Raw genomic sequence first — 15,833 nt, 5'->3', positions numbered from 1 at the left:
CCTCCCAGACAGGATGAATCACAAATCAGCTCCAACAGGAATCCCCGCGATTCAGGTTTTCAGTCGGATGCTTTAGGTGCGTGGATCAGCGCCGAAGACGGCTCCAAGCACCAGGTAGAGGATAAGCGCGCCGCTCAGCGCGAGGCCCATGGGAAACTTAGGGTGGGTCCAGCTCTTCCATTCCGAAAAGCCGTTCCGCACGGCGGGCACTGCCCGGAACAGGCGGTGTGTCGCAAAGCTTGCCAAAAGGACCGCAGCGAAAAGCATGAACAGCACCGTCGCGTCGCCCGCTGCGATCATGGCGGCCATGGCGGCCGCGAACTTCGCGTCCCCTGCACCCAGCGCACGGATCATATTCATCACGAACCCGACCGCCAGAACCCCGATCGCCTGCACCCAGCGCCAGCCATAAGTTTCAAGCGGCAGAACGAAGAGACCGAGAACGGCGAAGGTCACGAACAGCGCAACAACCGCCTGGTTCGGGATCTTCATGTGTCGCATATCGCTCCACGCAACCCAGATCGCGATCGGCAGGGCCGGGATCAGGAAGACGATGGCCGACAATTGACTGACGGCCATGCGAACCTCGGGGGTCGTGGCCGTCAGTACATCACTTTCCATGCGTCAGGTCGGATCAGTTCGCTACGTTGGCTTCCAGCGCCTCGAGGCTCCGTGCTGCAGCCTCGAAATACTGGGGATGGGTTTCCAGCGCGTCGCGCAAGAGCCCTTTGCCGATCGCCACATCGCCCTGCTTGATCGCCGACAGGCCCAGCGTGTGCAAAAGCTGCGCACGCTCTGTCTGCGTCATTGGCACGACGGGAAGCTCGTACTTCCGCTGTGCGCCGCGGGCCAGAACAAGGTTGTTCTTGGCGGTGAAGAGGTCAGGCGAATAGACAAGAGCCTCGCCGAAAAGCCGTTCGGCCTCCAGGAAATCTCCGCGGCTCAGCTTCGAATAGCCCCAGTTGTTCAGAACCGACGACGGTTTCGTCGTCATGCCGAGGGCGGTTTCATAGAAACTGTCGGAGTCCGACCACTGCTTGTTCGAATCCGCGACCATCGCTTCAAGCCGATAGCGCTGGAAGGTTTCGTAGGTCGGCGGGATCGTGTCGAGGATCTGTTCCGCTTCGTCCCACTTGCCTGCGCGAATAAGGGCATCGGCGAGGAACACGCGATCCTCGTTCGTCGCGTCGGGCGAGGCGACGAGGTTCGACAGAACGGCAACTGCCTCGGTCGGGGCGCCGGAACGCAGAAGGCTGATCCCGAGGCCGCGCTTGAAATCCGGGCGGTCCGGATCCTGAGCCAGTGAGCGGCGGAAATAACGCACCGCCTCTTTCGGGTCGGCCGAGTTCAGCATCAGGTCCGACATGTTGTTCTCATCGAGGGCGTTCACGGTCGCAAGCGCCCGTTCCACGTCGGCCTGGGGGTTCGGGGGTGCGCAGGCCGTCAGCGCAAACGCACTGGCAACGCAAAACGCGGTCAATGATATTCTGTGCATGAAATGCCTGTTCCTTTTCACCGCTCTGCCGAGCGGCCCGCCTTCTAGGGATCAGGAGCGGTGAGAAGCAGATATTCGCCCGCACCGCGCCGAACCAGGGCAGGTCCGCTGCGATCTGGCTCAACATACGCCGGATTTTGCAGTTTTGCGAGGGCTAAGGTCAGATTTGCCTGAATATCGTCGCTTGTGCCACCATCGAGCGCGAAGGCCCGCTTGAACATAAGCGAGGCTTCCCCGTACTGCCCCCGTTCCATGAGCACGACGCCCAGATTGTTCCATGCCGGAACGAAATTTTCATCGGCTTCGACGGCTTTTCGCAACGTGTCTTCCGCCTGTCCGAGCCGCCCAAGCTTCAGCTGCGCCGATCCAACGGCCGACAGGATATCGGCATCCACATTCCCACGCTGTGCGGCGGCCCTGTAATAGGCCCTGAGCGCGAGTTCGTATTCTCCCGCCGCCATCAGGTTGTGGCCGACGATCAGGCCGTCGACCGACTCGGACGCGGCACGGGAAGATACGCCGGGCGCGAACGGGCTGTCGCCGGGCGCGCGAAGGCCGCCTGCATCGCAGGCGGCCATGGCCATCAAGGCAACCAGGCTGGGGACAAGCCCGATCCGGTTCTGTGGCATGTTTTCCCTTACAAACCGAAGTTCGCCGTATTCAACGTCTTCGCAATCTCGTAGATCGAAGGCCCGATCAGGATGATCAGAAGCGGCGGCACCGTCAACATCATCGTAGCCAGTGTCATCTTCGTCGGCAATTTGTTGGCCGCTTCCTCGGCCCGCATCACGCGCTTGTCCCGCATTTCCGAGGCATAGACGCGTAGCGCGTCGGAAATCGACGTACCGAACGTGGCCGACTGGATCAGCACGGTCACGAACGACGCCACATCGGTCACACCCGCCCGCTCGGACATATCGCGCAGAACGCTCGATTTGTCCTTACCGGCTTTCATCTCGTGGCCCACGATTTCGTATTCGTCGGCAAGCGAGGGGTAACCGGCGCGGATCTCTTTCGAAACCCTCTGGATTGCCTGGTCAAGCGACTGGCCGGCCTCGACGCAGACGAGCATGAGATCGAGCGAATCCGGGAACCCGTTGGTGATCTCTTCCTGACGCTCCTGCTGGCGCTTGGTGACCCAGTATTTCGGCAGCATGTAACCCACGATGCCCGGCCCCAAGACGTAGAGCAGCAGATGCGTCATCGACGGCTCGCCCGTAGCGCTTTTCAGGATCGCGTATAGCGCCCCGAGAATCAGGAAACCGATCCCGAGGATGAACTGAAGGAAGTGATAGGTCCGGACCGCGTTCTTCGAACGGTATCCTGCCTGCATCAGCTTGAGGCGGATCGCGGAGTATTCCTCTTCGTCCTTCGGCTCGAGGAACGTCGAATACTTCTCCAGCTTGTCGTTCTTCCCGCCGGCGCGCAGCTTCTGCTTCTTGCCGTCGACGATGGTCGTCGTCTGGCGGCCCTTCGACGCTTCGCGCAGCTTGTCGAGGGGATCCTCCTGCTTCCTCAGAAGCACCGGCAGCGTCAGAAGGATCAGGAACATCCCGAGGATGCCGACCACCAGAAGCATGCCGAATGGACCGAAGTTTTCGGTCAGGTAGGTATTGAGTGCCTGAAACTGTTCCATCGGTTCACACCTTGATGTTCACGAGTGCCCGCATCACGAAGATGTTGGCAATCAGGAAGCCGGCGACCACGAAGCAGGCCGGAATGAAATAGGCGGTCTGCTTCACGTCGTCGTAATAGTTCGGCTCGATCACGTTGATCATGATCAGTGCACCGATCGGGAAGATCGACAGGAACATGCCCGACCATTTCGCTTCGGCGGTGATCGCCTTCACGCGGCGGAAAAGCTTGAAGCGGGCGCGGATAACCTGGGCGAGACCGTGCAGAATCTCGGCGAGGTTACCACCCGACTGCTGCTGGATGGTCACGGCCACCGCAAGGAAGCGCAAATCCTGCATGTCGATGCGTTCGGCCATGGCCTTCAGCGCCTCGGCCACATCCCGGCCATAGGCGGCCTCGTCCGAAATCACGCCCATTTCCGACCCCAGCGGATCGGGTACTTCCCGCGCCACGATCTGCAGGGCCGAAGAAAATGGGTGTCCGACCCGCAGGCTGCGGACCATGAGTTCGACACCGTCGGGAAGCTGTTCCTCGATCAGGGCCAGGCGCTTCTTGGCCTTGTTGTTCACCCATACGAACACGCCACCCACGCCCATCACTAGCGCCACCACGATACGGATTGGCAGCGAGGCCGAGGTTCCGAATGTGAGCGCGACGAAGGACACGGCGGCCAGAAGCATCATCACGAGAATGAGCTGCTGGGGCGTGAAGGCGATGTTCGCCTTCTGCGCCTTGTCGGCCAGAATCGCATAGATCGGGATCGACCGCGATTTCATGTGCTGGCTCATCTCCTTGCGAAGCTGTTCCAGCACCTGCTCGCGTCCCGCCCCCTTCTCGAGCATCTCGAGGCGGCGATTCACGCGGTTGTTCAGGCTGATCGATTTCCCGAACACCATCAGATAGATGCCCTCGACCATAACGAGGACAGCGACGAAGATCAGGCCATAGATGACCGGGGCCGCACTGATTTCCATGTTCGCTTACTCCGCAGCGAAGGGTTCGAAGATCGACGGCGGCAGATCGTAACCCCACATCCGGAAACGCTCCGAATAGTGGCTGCGAATACCGGTCGCCGTGAAATGACCGATTATCTTGTTGTCCGGCGTCAGGCCGACGCGCTGGTAGCGGAAGATCTCCTGCATCGAGATCACCTCGCCTTCCATACCGGTCACCTCCGTGATCGATACCATCCGGCGCGAACCGTCCTGCAGACGCGAGGCCTGCACGATGAGGTTCACAGCGGAAGCGATCTGGGAGCGGACGGCCTTGATCGGCATCTCGATCCCGGCCATCGCGATCATGTTTTCCAGACGGCTCACACCGTCCCGGGCGCTGTTGGCGTGGATCGTCGTCATCGAGCCGTCGTGGCCGGTGTTCATGGCCTGCAGCATGTCGATCACTTCCTCGCCCCGCGTTTCGCCGACGATGATCCGGTCAGGACGCATCCGCAGCGCGTTTCTCAGACAGTCGCGCTGGCTGACCGCACCCTTGCCTTCCACGTTCGCGGGGCGGCTTTCCATCCGGCCCACATGGGTCTGCTGAAGCTGAAGTTCCGCGGTATCCTCGATTGTCAGGATCCGTTCGGAGTTGTCGATAAAGGACGACAGCGCGTTAAGCGTGGTCGTCTTACCCGAACCCGTACCACCCGAAACGATGATATTGAGGCGCGTGGCCACCGCGGCCTGCAGATATGCCGCCATCTCTTCGGTGAAGGCACCGAACTTCACGAGGTCGTCGACCGCGAGCTTTTCCTTCTTGAACTTACGAATGGAGACGAGGGAACCGTCCACCGCGATCGGCGGCACCATTGCGTTGAAACGCGAGCCATCGGCAAGACGGGCGTCAACGTAAGGGTTCGATTCGTCGACACGCCGGCCAACGGCCGACACGATCTTGTCGATGATTCTCAGAAGGTGGCGCTCGTCCTTGAAGGTCGTATCCGTCAGTTCGAGCTTACCCGCCCGTTCAACGAAGACCTGCTGGGGGCCGTTCACCAGAATATCGTTGACCGTGTCGTCCTTCAGAAGCGGCTCAAGGGGCCCGAGCCCCGTCACTTCGTCATAGAGATCCTGGTTCAGTGCCGCGCGTTCCTCGCGGTTGAGGACGACGCCCATCTCTTCGAGTGCCTCGCCCGAGATCGCGATGATCTCGGCCCGCAGATCCTGTTCCGTTGCGGATTCGAGGGCACTGAGGTTCAGGTTTTCCAGAAGCGCCTTGTGAAGCTCGAGCTTTAGTTCGGAAAGACGCTCCTTCCGTTTGCGCTCCTTGTCCGCTGCGGCGGCCTGGGCCGGAACAACGGTCTGCGCGGCGGAAGGCTTGCGCATCACCGCCGGTTTTGCCTGGGTTGCCGGAACGTTGGCAGCGCCCGCGGGGGCCTCGGCCTCTGCCGCCCCCCCGTCGATCGGTTTCAGTTTCGGATTGCCGGCGTTCGGCGATCCGCCACCCTTCTTGTACTTGGAAAACATCGTCGCTCCCCTTTCGATCAGCCGGCCGCAGCGGCCTCAGACCGGTTCAGTTCGTGAACCGACTTGGCAAGTTTCTGAATTTCTTTACGAACCGGGTTCTTCCCGGCGGTCTCCGACAGGGGCAGGCCGTGATCGCCCGCTTCGGTTACCGCGCGCCCGCCATCGGGGATCTGAACCTCGATGGTGATGTCGAGGCTTTCGCCCATCCGCTTGACGCGGCTCTTGCCGGTCAGGTCGGTGAACTTCGGCGCCCGGTTCAGAATGTAGCGCAGTTTCTCGACCGGCAGTTCTTCGCCCTTCAGCGCGCGGATCAGGCGCAGGGTATTCTGGGCGGAACGCATGTCGAGTTCGAGAAGCGTGAAGTAGACATGTGCGGCGTGCAGCACCGTTTCCGTCCAGGCGACGACGGTCGACGGCATGTCGATGATCACGTAGTCGAAGTTCGTGCGAGCGAATTCGATCAACCGGGCCACATCCTCCTGGCTGAGGATATCGAGCGGCAGCATTTCCGTCGGAGCGGTCAGCACCGAAAGCTTCTCGTTGAACGGAAGCATGGCCTGAAGGAAGACCTCGGCGTCGATGACGCTCGTGTCCTGAAGCAGTTCATAGACGGCTTCCCGGCGCGGCAGGTCGAGGTAGGTCGAGGCCGAGCCGAACTGCAGATCGAAATCAAGCAGGCAGACCTTCGGGGGATCGGCGACATCAATCGTCGCAAGTTCCCAGGCGAGGTTCACCGCGAACGTGGTCGATCCGCATCCGCCGGCAAGGCCGTGGACGGGAAGCACGACGCCGTCTTTGTCGCCGCCTGCCTTTACGCTACCCGCTTCCGGCATCGCCATCCGCGTACGCATCCGTTCGATTGCGTCGTGCAGCGCGCCGTCGGGAAGAGGGTAGGGGACGAACTCTTCCGCTCCGAGCTTGAGAAGCTGGTGCAGCGCGATGGGGCTCACATCCTCGGCGATTACGAGAACCTTGATGCCCTTGGATTTGGCGAGGCCGATGATTTCGGCCACGCGGTCGACATCGTCCTCGTCTTCCTCGTCGATCGCCACGGCGACGAACTCAAGGCCGCTCGAATCATCCTGGGTTAGGAAGACTGCTGCGTCCTCAAAGGACAGATCGCCCCAGCTTTCCCCAAGCTCGGCCTCCATGTCCTCGATGAGAAGATCGAAATTCTGAACGTCCCGACTGATCGTGCATGCCACGATCGGGGAGGGTTCTGCCTGCACTGCTGCGGTGCTCGTCATCTTGCCTACCGTCCTTCACCTAGCGGACGCTGGCCTTAGATGCGATTGTTGCGCCTCATCGCGTCACCCAACCGCGGTCTGCTTCCAGCGTCCGGGGGCGCGATCGGTAAATCGCGCCCCCGCTACCTGGTTCAAAGCTGACCGCCAATATTGGCGACATTGAGGCTAAAAAACCGTAATTATTCGGTTTCTAGCGACGAACTCGATAAGCTTTTACTCGCTTGCCGCGTCTGCTGCGGTCTGCGTCGCAACGGTGGCGTTCTGCGGCGCCGGGACGGCGCTGCCGATGTATTCGCGGAAGATCACCTGAGCGTATTTGCCGTTCAGCTGACCATCGCAATGCACGCGATAGATCGGACGCGACGGGGTGCTTGCCGGATCCAGCATCACGACCGGATCGGTCACGACACCGCTCTTGGCACCTTTGACGCCGCTGCCCTGGCCCTTACACATCTGGGCCAGCATATTGTGCATCGTCGCATTGCCGAAGGTTCCGTTATCGATCTGCGACCCTGCTTCATAGGCGCAGCCGGCGGCTCCGAGTGTGGCTGTGGCCACGAGAACGAGTTTCAAAGGAGTGGTCATCTTTCTTACTCCATCACGTAGCCGAAGGACCCGGAGAAGTCCTGTTTTGCGACTTCGGCGGCTGCACCCGAATGGGGCGAGATACCACCAACTGTGCTGCCCATGAGGAACAGCTCGCTTTCTGTGGGCAACCGGACACGATCGGTCGGCAGCGCCAGGGCCTCACCCCGCGTGGGGCTAACCAGGTGCGGCGTGATGATCACGACCAGTTCGGACTGCTCCCGCTGGTATTCAGCCGAGCGGAACAGAGCGCCGAGAACTGGGATATCCCCCAGCCAGGGCGTCTGCGACACGGCATCCTGGAAGTCGTCTTCCAGAAGACCCGCGATGGCAAAGCTCTGCCCGTCGCGCATCTCGACCGTGGTCTGCGTTTCCCGCTTGCGGAAGGCGTTGACGGTCGTGACGCCCGAACCAACCGTGATGGTCGGATCGATCGAACTTACTGCCGCAGTCAGCTGAAGGTTGATGTTGTCGCCGTCCGTCACCCGCGGGATGAAGGTCAGCTGAACACCGAAGGGCCGGAATTCGATCTGTGTGCCGCCGTCGCCGTCGGACACCGGGATCGGATATTCACCACCGGCCAGGAACGTCGCCTGCTGGCCGGAGAGGGCCACGAGGTTCGGTTCGCTGAGCGTGCGCACAAGCCGCTTCGCTTCAAGGGCTTCCAGCAGGATGCCAAGCTGCATGCCACCGATCTGGAAGGCGATGTTGAGCTGACCGCCGCTGTTTGCCGGGGTGGCAAGCTGGAACTCCGTGCCGCCCGGGCTGCCGATGGCGGTACCGGGAACGATGTTGGAGTTACCGAGAGCAAAGTCACCGGCCGATTCCGTCCCGACATCGCCGCCGGTCAGGGCACCGTTCAGGCCTTTCGACACAGAACGCTGCATCTCGACAAACCGGACCTTCAGCTGCACCTGCTGGGTGCCGCCGACGACCATGAGGTTCGAAACCCGGCCCGGAGCATAGCGCTCGGCAAGGTCGAGGGCGCGGTCGAGCTTCACGATCGAGCTGACGACGCCCGAAAGAACGATGCCGTCATTCGCCGTGCGAACTTCGATGCCTTCACCAGGAAGGATCTGGCGCAGCCGCTCTTTGAATTCGGCCACGTCCGGTGCAACCGCGACTTCGACGTTCGCGATCAGGTTACCTTCGGGACCCAGAAGAGTAAGGGTCGTACGGCCCGGCGCGCGGCCGAGAACGTAAATGGTGCGGTCGGACAGCGTGGAAATATCCGCGATGCCCGGGTTGGCGATCGAAAGTTCGGCGAAGGGCTCCTCCGCCTCAACCACGACCGCGCGGTTGATCGCTACATTCAGAGTACTTGACGCTTCGCCCCGAAGAACGCGAAGGGTCTGGGCCTCTGCCACTGGTACACTTGTGGTTACAATGGCGAACCCCAATAGGGCCGCCTTCAGGAATCTGTCGATGTTCATGTGACCTGCCTTTCCGATCACGCCTCGATTTCGGGTCTAAGCGCCCGTGACTGCCCGCAGAATGCGTGAGGGGTCGATTTTTTGCAATAATCAAACAATTCCGCGCTGCGCCTCATGTGGATAAGTCGCAACACAAACGAACAAGTAGGGGTACGATGGCTACACCACCCCTACATAAAGCATAAGGGGCCCTCGGTCGGGCCCCCGTGCTTGTCGTTTTCGAACAATCAGTTGGTCGGGCAGTCGACGCGAACTTCCACCACTTCCCCGCCCTTGCGGTTCTTCACGGTGCAGACGCGTTCCTTCTCCTTCACGACCACAACTTCCTCCTCGATACCAAGAAGTGTGCCCTGGTCGACCCGGATTTCTCCGGCGACATTCTCATCCTGCGCACCGACAAGCGACAGCTGAAGACGCCCGGTTGCCTGGGCCTGGGCCAGCGAAGCCACCTGAACCGGCGTGGCCTCGATGGTCACGGTCCGTGCGACGGTGGGGTTGTTCTTGTCCTCATCGGCCGACTGGTCGACGGCGATCAGCTTGATGTTCGCCTGGATCAGCTTGGTGAATTCGCGGGTTCCGCCGCTTTCCTCGATGTTCGATCCTGTCCAGTAGACATCGACGCGGTCACCGGGGCGCAGGAAGCCCGACACACCCGAGGCCACGTCGACCCGAAGCGCGAAGGCACGCATGCCCGGTGCAAGCTTCGATCCGACGCCGGCATCCTGGCCAGGTTCTGTCACCTTCACTGCAAGGATCGCCTCGCCGGGTTCCATCGCGCGCAACACGGTTCGCGGCGGCTGGCCTTCGGGGAAGAGCGCGGCCAAATCGGTGTAGGCGCCTTCCGGCACACCGTCGATTGGCCAGCGCACCTTACGCACATCTTCCTTCGAAAGCCGGTCGCCGTAGCGGATCGATTCCTTTGTCACGATCACTTCGGTCGTGGGCACGATCTGCGCCCGGGCCGCCCGTTCCTTGGCAAGTGCCGCCTCGTTCTGGGCAATGTAATCCTGGGCCATGTAGACCGCAAAACCAGCAAGTCCCAACCCGAGGAGAAGGACGAACATAAACACCAAACGCATGACGTTTCCTTTCAAGTCCTAACCGCGGTCCGGTGGCAGAGCCCCCCAACCGACACACGCATTCAAGGTCGACATTGACAGGTCAATTGTGGCGAGAGCGTGGACAGAAAGCGGATATCTGGTGGGAGTTTGCAGAAAATCGCAGGTCTTCCCCGGGCCATTCAAACGCAAAAAACCGCTGCACTTGCGGGTGCTGCGGTCACTTGCGTGCGGGTATGCTGAATTGCGACTGATCCCGATTGGTCCGGGGGTCAGCCACCGCCCGTGCCATACTCCAGGGCTGCGGTTCCGGTCTGGATGACGTCGGCGCCGATGCCTTCGGATTTGTCGGTCACCGCGCTCTGGATCGATCCGACGATGACGACCCCGAAGAAGCAGGCCCCTGCCGTCAGCACGACCCAATCGACCGTGATGGCGCCGTCTTCGTTGCGAAAGAACTCTTTCAAGCGATCGTACATTGGGTCTTCTCCCGAATTGCCAGGCCTTTGGCCCGAAAATCTCTGGCACACCCGACTGTGCCGCTCCGTGATAAAAAGGGGCCGTCACCAATCTTGGCGCGGCCCCTATTTGTTTTTGTCCCGGTCGCCCGACCGGTCGCCCATCAGGCGCCGTCGACAGTCTGCGATTCAACCGCAGTCGAAATCTTGTCGCCGAGGGTCGTGGTCGCCGTGCGAACCGACGCGATAACCGCAACGCCCAGGCCGACGATCGCTGCCGTCAGCACAACCCAGTCAACCGTGACCGCGCCGTCTTCGTCATTCTTGAAACGCTTGGTGATCTTGAAGAATTCCATACTTCGTCTCCTTGTGCGGATGTTTCCGCTGGTATTGAACGGCGCCCCCGAAGGAAGCGCCGCGCTCTACACGACGCTTACGCGCCGCCGACTTCCTGGGCGTCGATCGCCGTCGAAATCTTGTCGCCGAGGGTCGTGGTCGCGGTGCGAACCGAACCAATAACCGCAACGCCAAGGCCCACGATAGCCGCCGTCAGCACAACCCAGTCAACCGTGACTGCGCCGTCTTCGTCGTCCTTGAACCGCTTGGTGATTTTGAAGAATTCCATGTCTCGTCTCCGTTTCCGTCTACGCTCAGTTTCACTCCACCCTGGCGTCAGCTATTCTCGGGCAATCCTCATAAACCCACTGCCGCCTTGGCATGGAGGGCATATGGCCCCCGAATTTAGGCGAGAGTTTGACCGGGATCGTACGTTTTACGGAATGACGGATTCCGAAGAAGAAAAATCTTAAGTCATTGATTTTTATAGACTTACATATGATCGAGCTGTCCTGAAGCTGGGATAATATCACCTCCCTTGAAGGATTGTTCTCCAAACTCTGTGCAATCGCCAAAGACTGCCCGAATTGGGCGGAAGAATTTCGCTCGCGATTGCCGGAAAAAACTGGCATTTTCTTCGCAGAGCAGATCAGAGGCCAAAGATGCCCATGAATCCACAGGCACACCGCACCGCGGTCGTCTTGATTGCAACCCTATTCACCGCCGCCGCACAGGCGGAGCCGTTGGATGCCGGAGCACCCGAGGCTGCGGAGGCCACAGCGGCCACCGAAACGGTGGTCGCGCCCGACGCGCCCTACGAGCCACCCCGCGAACCCGGGGTTGAGCCTAAGCGCATCGGCGTGGGCAGCATCACGCCTGGCAAGCGCATCACCGTACAGATCGACCCCGCCGTTGATATCTGGGCGCTGTCGCCACCGCCCGTCACCGAGGAAGAACGCCGCTCCCGCGAGGTCGAGCGGATCGATGGGCTTGACGATATCTATGCGGCTTTCTGGACGGCTGTTTCACCCTCGATCCAGGATGCGGGGCCCGCGCGCCTTGACACCGCCGTCTCTGCGATCGCCACGCTGGGCGCGCCTACAGGGCCGCGTCTGCAGGACATGCGCCGCATCACCGATCTCTACGGGCGCGATATCCTGCGCCACACGGTCGGCACGCGGGTGTCTCCGGCCCTCGTCGCCGCAATCATCTCGGTCGAATCCGCCGGCCAGGTGGAGGCGATCAGCCATGCGGGCGCACAGGGGCTGATGCAGCTTATGCCGGCCACCGCGCAGCGTTTCGGCGTCAAGAACTGGCAAGTGCCCTCGGAAAATATACGCGGGGGCGTCGCCTATCTCGATTGGCTGATGAGCGAGTTCGGGCAGGATCCTCTTCTGATCCTCGCTGGCTACAACGCGGGCGAGGGCGCGGTGCACAAGCATGGTGGCGTGCCGCCTTATGCCGAAACCCGCGCCTATGTGCCCAAGGTTCTGGCGGCCTGGCGAGTGGCTTCCGGGCTCTGCGCAACCCCGCCGCAATTCATTTCCGACGGCTGCGTCTTCATCGGCGGCTAGACCCGCCCCTTCATTTTGGCGGAAATACTCCGGGGGAATCGCCCGGAACGGGCGATGGGGGCAGCGCCCCCACCTACATTGAAATTCGGCTCAGACCGACAGCTTCTTGAAGATCCGCTCCGGCACAGAGCGGATGATCAGCATGATGTAGCGCCAGAAGAACGGCGTATAGATCACGTCGCGCCGCTTCCGGACGGCCGAAAGGATGTCATCGGCCACCTTCTCGGGCGGCGCGACCAGGAACAGTCCCGGCAGGCCCCAGGTCATCGCCGTATCGACGAAGCCGGGCTTTACCGTCACCGCGTGGGCGCCCGCGCGGGTCAGCCGGTTTCTCAGCCCCGACATATAGGTGTGAAACCCCGCCTTCGCGGCACCGTAGACATAGTTGCCGATCCGGCCCCGGTCGCCCGCCACCGATCCGACGCCCACGACGGTTCCGCCCGAGGCTTCCACAAGCGGCGCAAGCAGCGTCAGAAGCGTCGCGGGGCCGGCGAAACTGTCGGCGATCACCCCTTCGATCAGCAAGGGGTCGGCGTCGATCTCCTCCTGCGGCGGCATCGAGCCCACGAAGACGGCGATATTGAGCGGGCCCTCCCGCCCCTCGAGCGTCCGGCGGATCGCCTCGTAACCGCTCGGGTCGCGGGCATCAAAGGCAAGCGCCGCTGCCTCCGCAGCACCGCGAAGCCTGCAGTCGCCGGCAATCGCCTCCAGGTCGGCCGCGTCGCGTCCGGCCACGAAGACCGCCGCGCCAGCCTCGGCCACCTTGCGCGTCAGTGCGCGCGCCATTGCCGAGGATGCGCCCAGGATCAGCCAGGTTCCGCCTGTTCCGCTCATGTCAGATCCCTCAAACCAAGCCGTCGCACCAGATCCGTCGCCATGCGCCCTTCCGGGTCATGGCGCGCCACCTCTTCCGCCCAGTCCTGCCATTCGGGATACATCGCGCGCACCGATTCTCCTTGTCCGAGCGAATCCTTGGCGAGGTAGATTCGCCCGCCCGCGTCCCGCGCCATCGCTTCCAGTCGCTGAACAAGCGCGCCGGGCCGATGCGCGGCGTGCAGATCGACCGCAAGCGTATAGCCTTCCATCGGGAAGGACATCATGCCCGCGCGCCCCGGCCCCATGCGCTTCAGGACAGCAAGGGGGGAGGCCATGGCCGATTTCGCAACCGCCACCAGCATCTCGCGCAACTGACCGGCTGCCTCGAGCGGAACGACGCATTGAAACTGGTGAAACCCCGCCTTGCCGTAAAGCCGGTTCCAGTCGTGAAGCTTGTCGAGCGGAAAGAAGAAATCCTCGATGGGCTTCACCACGGTACGGCCCCGAACCGGCACGCGGCGCCAATAGGCGGCGTTGAAGGTCTTCACGACACCGGGCGACAGCGCGAAAGCCGGGGCATCCAGAGGCACCCGTTTCCCGCGCTTGGCCGGTGGTACGAGGCCCGCGCCTGTCTCGGCCTCTTCAAGGATGCCCCGTCCCAGGGCGGCGCCCGTCGCCGTCGCGTCGATCCAGCCCACGGTATAGGTGGCCTCCGACGCATCCAGAAGCGCAAGATGTTCGTCCCAATCCGCCACCCGGCGCTCGGTGACCATCATCACCTCGCCCTTGGCGCGCTTGAGCCGGATCGCGGCCTCCGCGATGATCCCGGTCTGGCCGAGCCCGCCCAGCGTGGCGCGGAACACTGCGCCCGTCTCCGGCGTCACCTCGATCGCGCCATTCGCCGGCGTCAGAAGCGTCATCCGCGTCACATGCTGCCCGAAGGCCCCGGCGCCGTGATGGTTCTTGCCATGCACATCCATCGCGATCGCGCCGCCCACAGTGGCGAACCCCGTGCCCGGCATCACCGGCACAAGCCACCCGCGCGGGGCCAGATGCGCATTGATCTCTCCGATCCGTGCACCAGCCTCGACCGTCAGGATGCCGGTGTCTTCGTCGAGCCCCAGCATCCGGTCGAGCCGCGTCATATCCACCGCCAGGCCGCCATCGTTCAGGGCCGCGTCTCCGTAGGATCTGAGGCGTCCCATCGCCGGGGCAGGGGCCTCGGCCATCAGTGCCTCAAGCGCGCTCCTGCGCTCGGGCCTCGCCACCTCTGCGGTCGCCCTGATCGTCCGGCCCCAGCCGGTGAGTTCCAGTTCTCTAAGCCGCGCCATGGGCCCCTCTCATCGATTGCCGCTCCGCCAAAGGGAAAACCAGAAGCCCGAGCAGGATCGCGAACCACAGCGTCGTGACCCGGATGATCAACGTCGCCGGCACCGAAACCGACAACGGCACGCCTTCGAGCGTCAGAAGTGCGATCATCGCCGCTTCCGCGCCGCCCACACCGCCCGGCGCCCCGGTCAGCCCGCCCGCAAGAGCGGAGAATATGAAGATCGCCACGGCCGTCCAGAGCCCGATATCCGATCCCATCCACACCAGAAGCAGATGAAAGGCATAGCCTTCCGCCATCCAGCCAATCGTGCCAAGAACCGCGGCGAATCCGATCGTCCAGGGCCCCCGGAAAGCGGCAAGCGAGCGGGATGCCGCCCGCACCCGTGCCCAGATCCGTGGCAGTCGCCCGGTCATCCGGTAACTCCGCAAGGCAAAGGCTGCCAGGAGGCTCGGGTGGGTCGCGATCCAGGCGGTGCCGAGGGCCAGGATCACAATCGGCATCGCCCCGGCGATTTCCCCTGCCGAAAGCGCAAGGGCAAGGGCGAGGATCAGGGCCATCGCCACAAGATCCGACGCCCGGTCGACCAGAACGAGGGGGGCGGTGCGCTCGAAGCTCCATCCCGTCTCGCGCCGGATCCACCGCATTCGCACCAGTTCGCCCACACGGCCTGGCGTGGCCGACATCGCGAACCCGCCGATGAAATGGCGCAAATCCTGTATAAAGCCCGTGGGCAGGCCGAGCCGCATTGCAAAAAGATGCCAGCGCATCCCGCGGAAGAGATAGTTCACAAGGCTCAAGGCAAGCAGCCCAACGACCTGCCACGCGGTTAGCTTGCCGATCTCCTCGAGCGTCTCCGCCCAGCCCGTTGCCGCGGCCAGCCCGGCCAGCCCCGCGATCATCAGAACGAAAAGGCCGCCGAGGACCCAAAGGTCACGCCGGTCCGTCCTCTCGCGCGGGGGCAGGGGCATAGGGGGTGAACTGCTCGTTATCATGCGTGCCCCGCGCTACCGGGGAATTCGGGCAGTATTATGAAACAGTCGCGCCGATCTTGGAAGATTGGTGTCAGAAGGGCGAGGCTTTGGGGGATGGTGGGTGGCGATGCGGTGCGCGCGCTTTGGTGGCCTGGATTCCACAGGCGGTTTCAGGCCGACACACGACATTCAGTTCGGGCGCATCATCCCTCTCGCGGGGCGGCAAGCGGATCTCAGCGGCAAAATCGCATACTCGATTCCATCAACGATGACCAAAGCCATTCGGCCTAACCCATTCGTCCGGTGGACAATCAGGTCTCAATAGACCCAGATTGCACGGCGGAGAGCGGTTCAGGGTCGAGTCAGCGCCGCGACATTCAAGGCCCTTGTTCCACAGGCAGGCACCTGTGCCGGAATACAAAGGACAAGA

General features: G+C 62.2%; 17 protein-coding genes. 1 reads left to right on the top strand and 16 read right to left on the bottom strand.

Going from position 1 to position 15,833, the window contains the following annotated elements; all coding sequences use genetic code 11:
- Positions 1 to 72 precede the first annotated feature (72 nt).
- From RXV90_RS06135 to RXV90_RS06075, 13 genes are all read right to left on the bottom strand, one after another.
- Positions 73 to 621: a prepilin peptidase gene (locus tag RXV90_RS06135; RefSeq protein WP_316647592.1), complete on the bottom strand. Its 549-nt coding sequence runs from the start codon at positions 619 to 621 to the stop codon at positions 73 to 75.
- A 13-nt stretch (positions 622 to 634) separates the two neighbouring features.
- A complete protein-coding gene (locus tag RXV90_RS06130; protein WP_316647591.1) occupies positions 635 to 1,495 on the bottom strand; it encodes a tetratricopeptide repeat protein in 861 nt (286 codons plus the stop codon).
- A gap of 44 nt (positions 1,496 to 1,539) precedes the next feature.
- Positions 1,540 to 2,124, bottom strand: coding sequence for a tetratricopeptide repeat protein (locus RXV90_RS06125; RefSeq protein WP_316647590.1), 585 nt, complete (start codon positions 2,122 to 2,124; stop codon positions 1,540 to 1,542).
- Between the two features lie 8 nt (positions 2,125 to 2,132).
- On the bottom strand, positions 2,133 to 3,131 hold the full coding sequence (locus RXV90_RS06120; protein ID WP_316647589.1) for a type II secretion system F family protein: 999 nt from the start codon (positions 3,129 to 3,131) through the stop codon (positions 2,133 to 2,135).
- Between the two features lie 4 nt (positions 3,132 to 3,135).
- Positions 3,136 to 4,104 (bottom strand): type II secretion system F family protein, encoded by a 969-nt coding sequence (locus RXV90_RS06115; RefSeq protein ID WP_316647588.1) that lies wholly within the window; start codon positions 4,102 to 4,104, stop codon positions 3,136 to 3,138.
- A 6-nt stretch (positions 4,105 to 4,110) separates the two neighbouring features.
- Positions 4,111 to 5,595, bottom strand: coding sequence for a CpaF family protein (locus tag RXV90_RS06110; protein WP_316647587.1), 1,485 nt, complete (start codon positions 5,593 to 5,595; stop codon positions 4,111 to 4,113).
- A 17-nt stretch (positions 5,596 to 5,612) separates the two neighbouring features.
- Positions 5,613 to 6,842: an AAA family ATPase gene (locus tag RXV90_RS06105; protein WP_316647586.1), complete on the bottom strand. Its 1,230-nt coding sequence runs from the start codon at positions 6,840 to 6,842 to the stop codon at positions 5,613 to 5,615.
- A gap of 213 nt (positions 6,843 to 7,055) precedes the next feature.
- Positions 7,056 to 7,427, bottom strand: a complete 372-nt coding sequence (locus RXV90_RS06100) for a hypothetical protein (RefSeq protein ID WP_316647584.1) — start codon at positions 7,425 to 7,427, stop codon at positions 7,056 to 7,058.
- A 5-nt stretch (positions 7,428 to 7,432) separates the two neighbouring features.
- Entirely contained in the window at positions 7,433 to 8,860 is a 1,428-nt protein-coding gene (locus RXV90_RS06095) for a type II and III secretion system protein family protein (RefSeq protein WP_316647583.1), read from the bottom strand.
- 227 nt (positions 8,861 to 9,087) lie between these two features.
- A complete protein-coding gene (gene cpaB, locus RXV90_RS06090) occupies positions 9,088 to 9,939 on the bottom strand; it encodes a Flp pilus assembly protein CpaB (protein ID WP_316647582.1) in 852 nt (283 codons plus the stop codon).
- 251 nt (positions 9,940 to 10,190) lie between these two features.
- Positions 10,191 to 10,397, bottom strand: coding sequence for a Flp family type IVb pilin (locus tag RXV90_RS06085; protein WP_316647581.1), 207 nt, complete (start codon positions 10,395 to 10,397; stop codon positions 10,191 to 10,193).
- A gap of 143 nt (positions 10,398 to 10,540) precedes the next feature.
- A complete protein-coding gene (locus tag RXV90_RS06080; RefSeq protein WP_316647580.1) occupies positions 10,541 to 10,732 on the bottom strand; it encodes a Flp family type IVb pilin in 192 nt (63 codons plus the stop codon).
- Between the two features lie 77 nt (positions 10,733 to 10,809).
- Positions 10,810 to 11,001 (bottom strand): Flp family type IVb pilin, encoded by a 192-nt coding sequence (locus RXV90_RS06075; protein ID WP_316647579.1) that lies wholly within the window; start codon positions 10,999 to 11,001, stop codon positions 10,810 to 10,812.
- A 373-nt stretch (positions 11,002 to 11,374) separates the two neighbouring features.
- On the opposite strand from RXV90_RS06075, the gene RXV90_RS06070 reads away from it, so the two are divergent.
- Positions 11,375 to 12,286, top strand: coding sequence for a lytic transglycosylase domain-containing protein (locus RXV90_RS06070; protein WP_316647578.1), 912 nt, complete (start codon positions 11,375 to 11,377; stop codon positions 12,284 to 12,286).
- Positions 12,287 to 12,376: 90 nt separating this feature from the next.
- Here RXV90_RS06070 and RXV90_RS06065 read toward each other — a convergent pair whose 3' ends face one another.
- The 3 genes from RXV90_RS06065 to RXV90_RS06055 are packed head-to-tail and all read right to left on the bottom strand — an operon-like array spanning position 12,377 to position 15,400.
- Positions 12,377 to 13,120, bottom strand: coding sequence for an SDR family NAD(P)-dependent oxidoreductase (locus tag RXV90_RS06065; RefSeq protein ID WP_316647577.1), 744 nt, complete (start codon positions 13,118 to 13,120; stop codon positions 12,377 to 12,379).
- Complete coding sequence (locus tag RXV90_RS06060) at positions 13,117 to 14,433, bottom strand: FAD-binding oxidoreductase (RefSeq protein ID WP_316647576.1); 1,317 nt, start codon at positions 14,431 to 14,433, stop codon at positions 13,117 to 13,119. The genes RXV90_RS06065 and RXV90_RS06060 overlap by 4 nt, the downstream gene beginning before the upstream one ends.
- Positions 14,420 to 15,400 carry a lysylphosphatidylglycerol synthase transmembrane domain-containing protein gene (locus RXV90_RS06055; protein ID WP_316647575.1) on the bottom strand — a complete coding sequence of 327 codons (981 nt, stop codon included), beginning with the start codon at positions 15,398 to 15,400 and terminating at the stop codon, positions 14,420 to 14,422. The genes RXV90_RS06060 and RXV90_RS06055 overlap by 14 nt, the downstream gene beginning before the upstream one ends.
- Positions 15,401 to 15,833 lie beyond the last annotated feature (433 nt).

The organism is Ovoidimarina sediminis (genome assembly GCF_032586175.1).
Taxonomy (GTDB): domain Bacteria; phylum Pseudomonadota; class Alphaproteobacteria; order Rhodobacterales; family Rhodobacteraceae; genus Ovoidimarina; species Ovoidimarina sediminis.
Note: the sequence above shows the minus strand (reverse complement) of the source record. Positions and strands in the feature narration are given on the sequence as shown.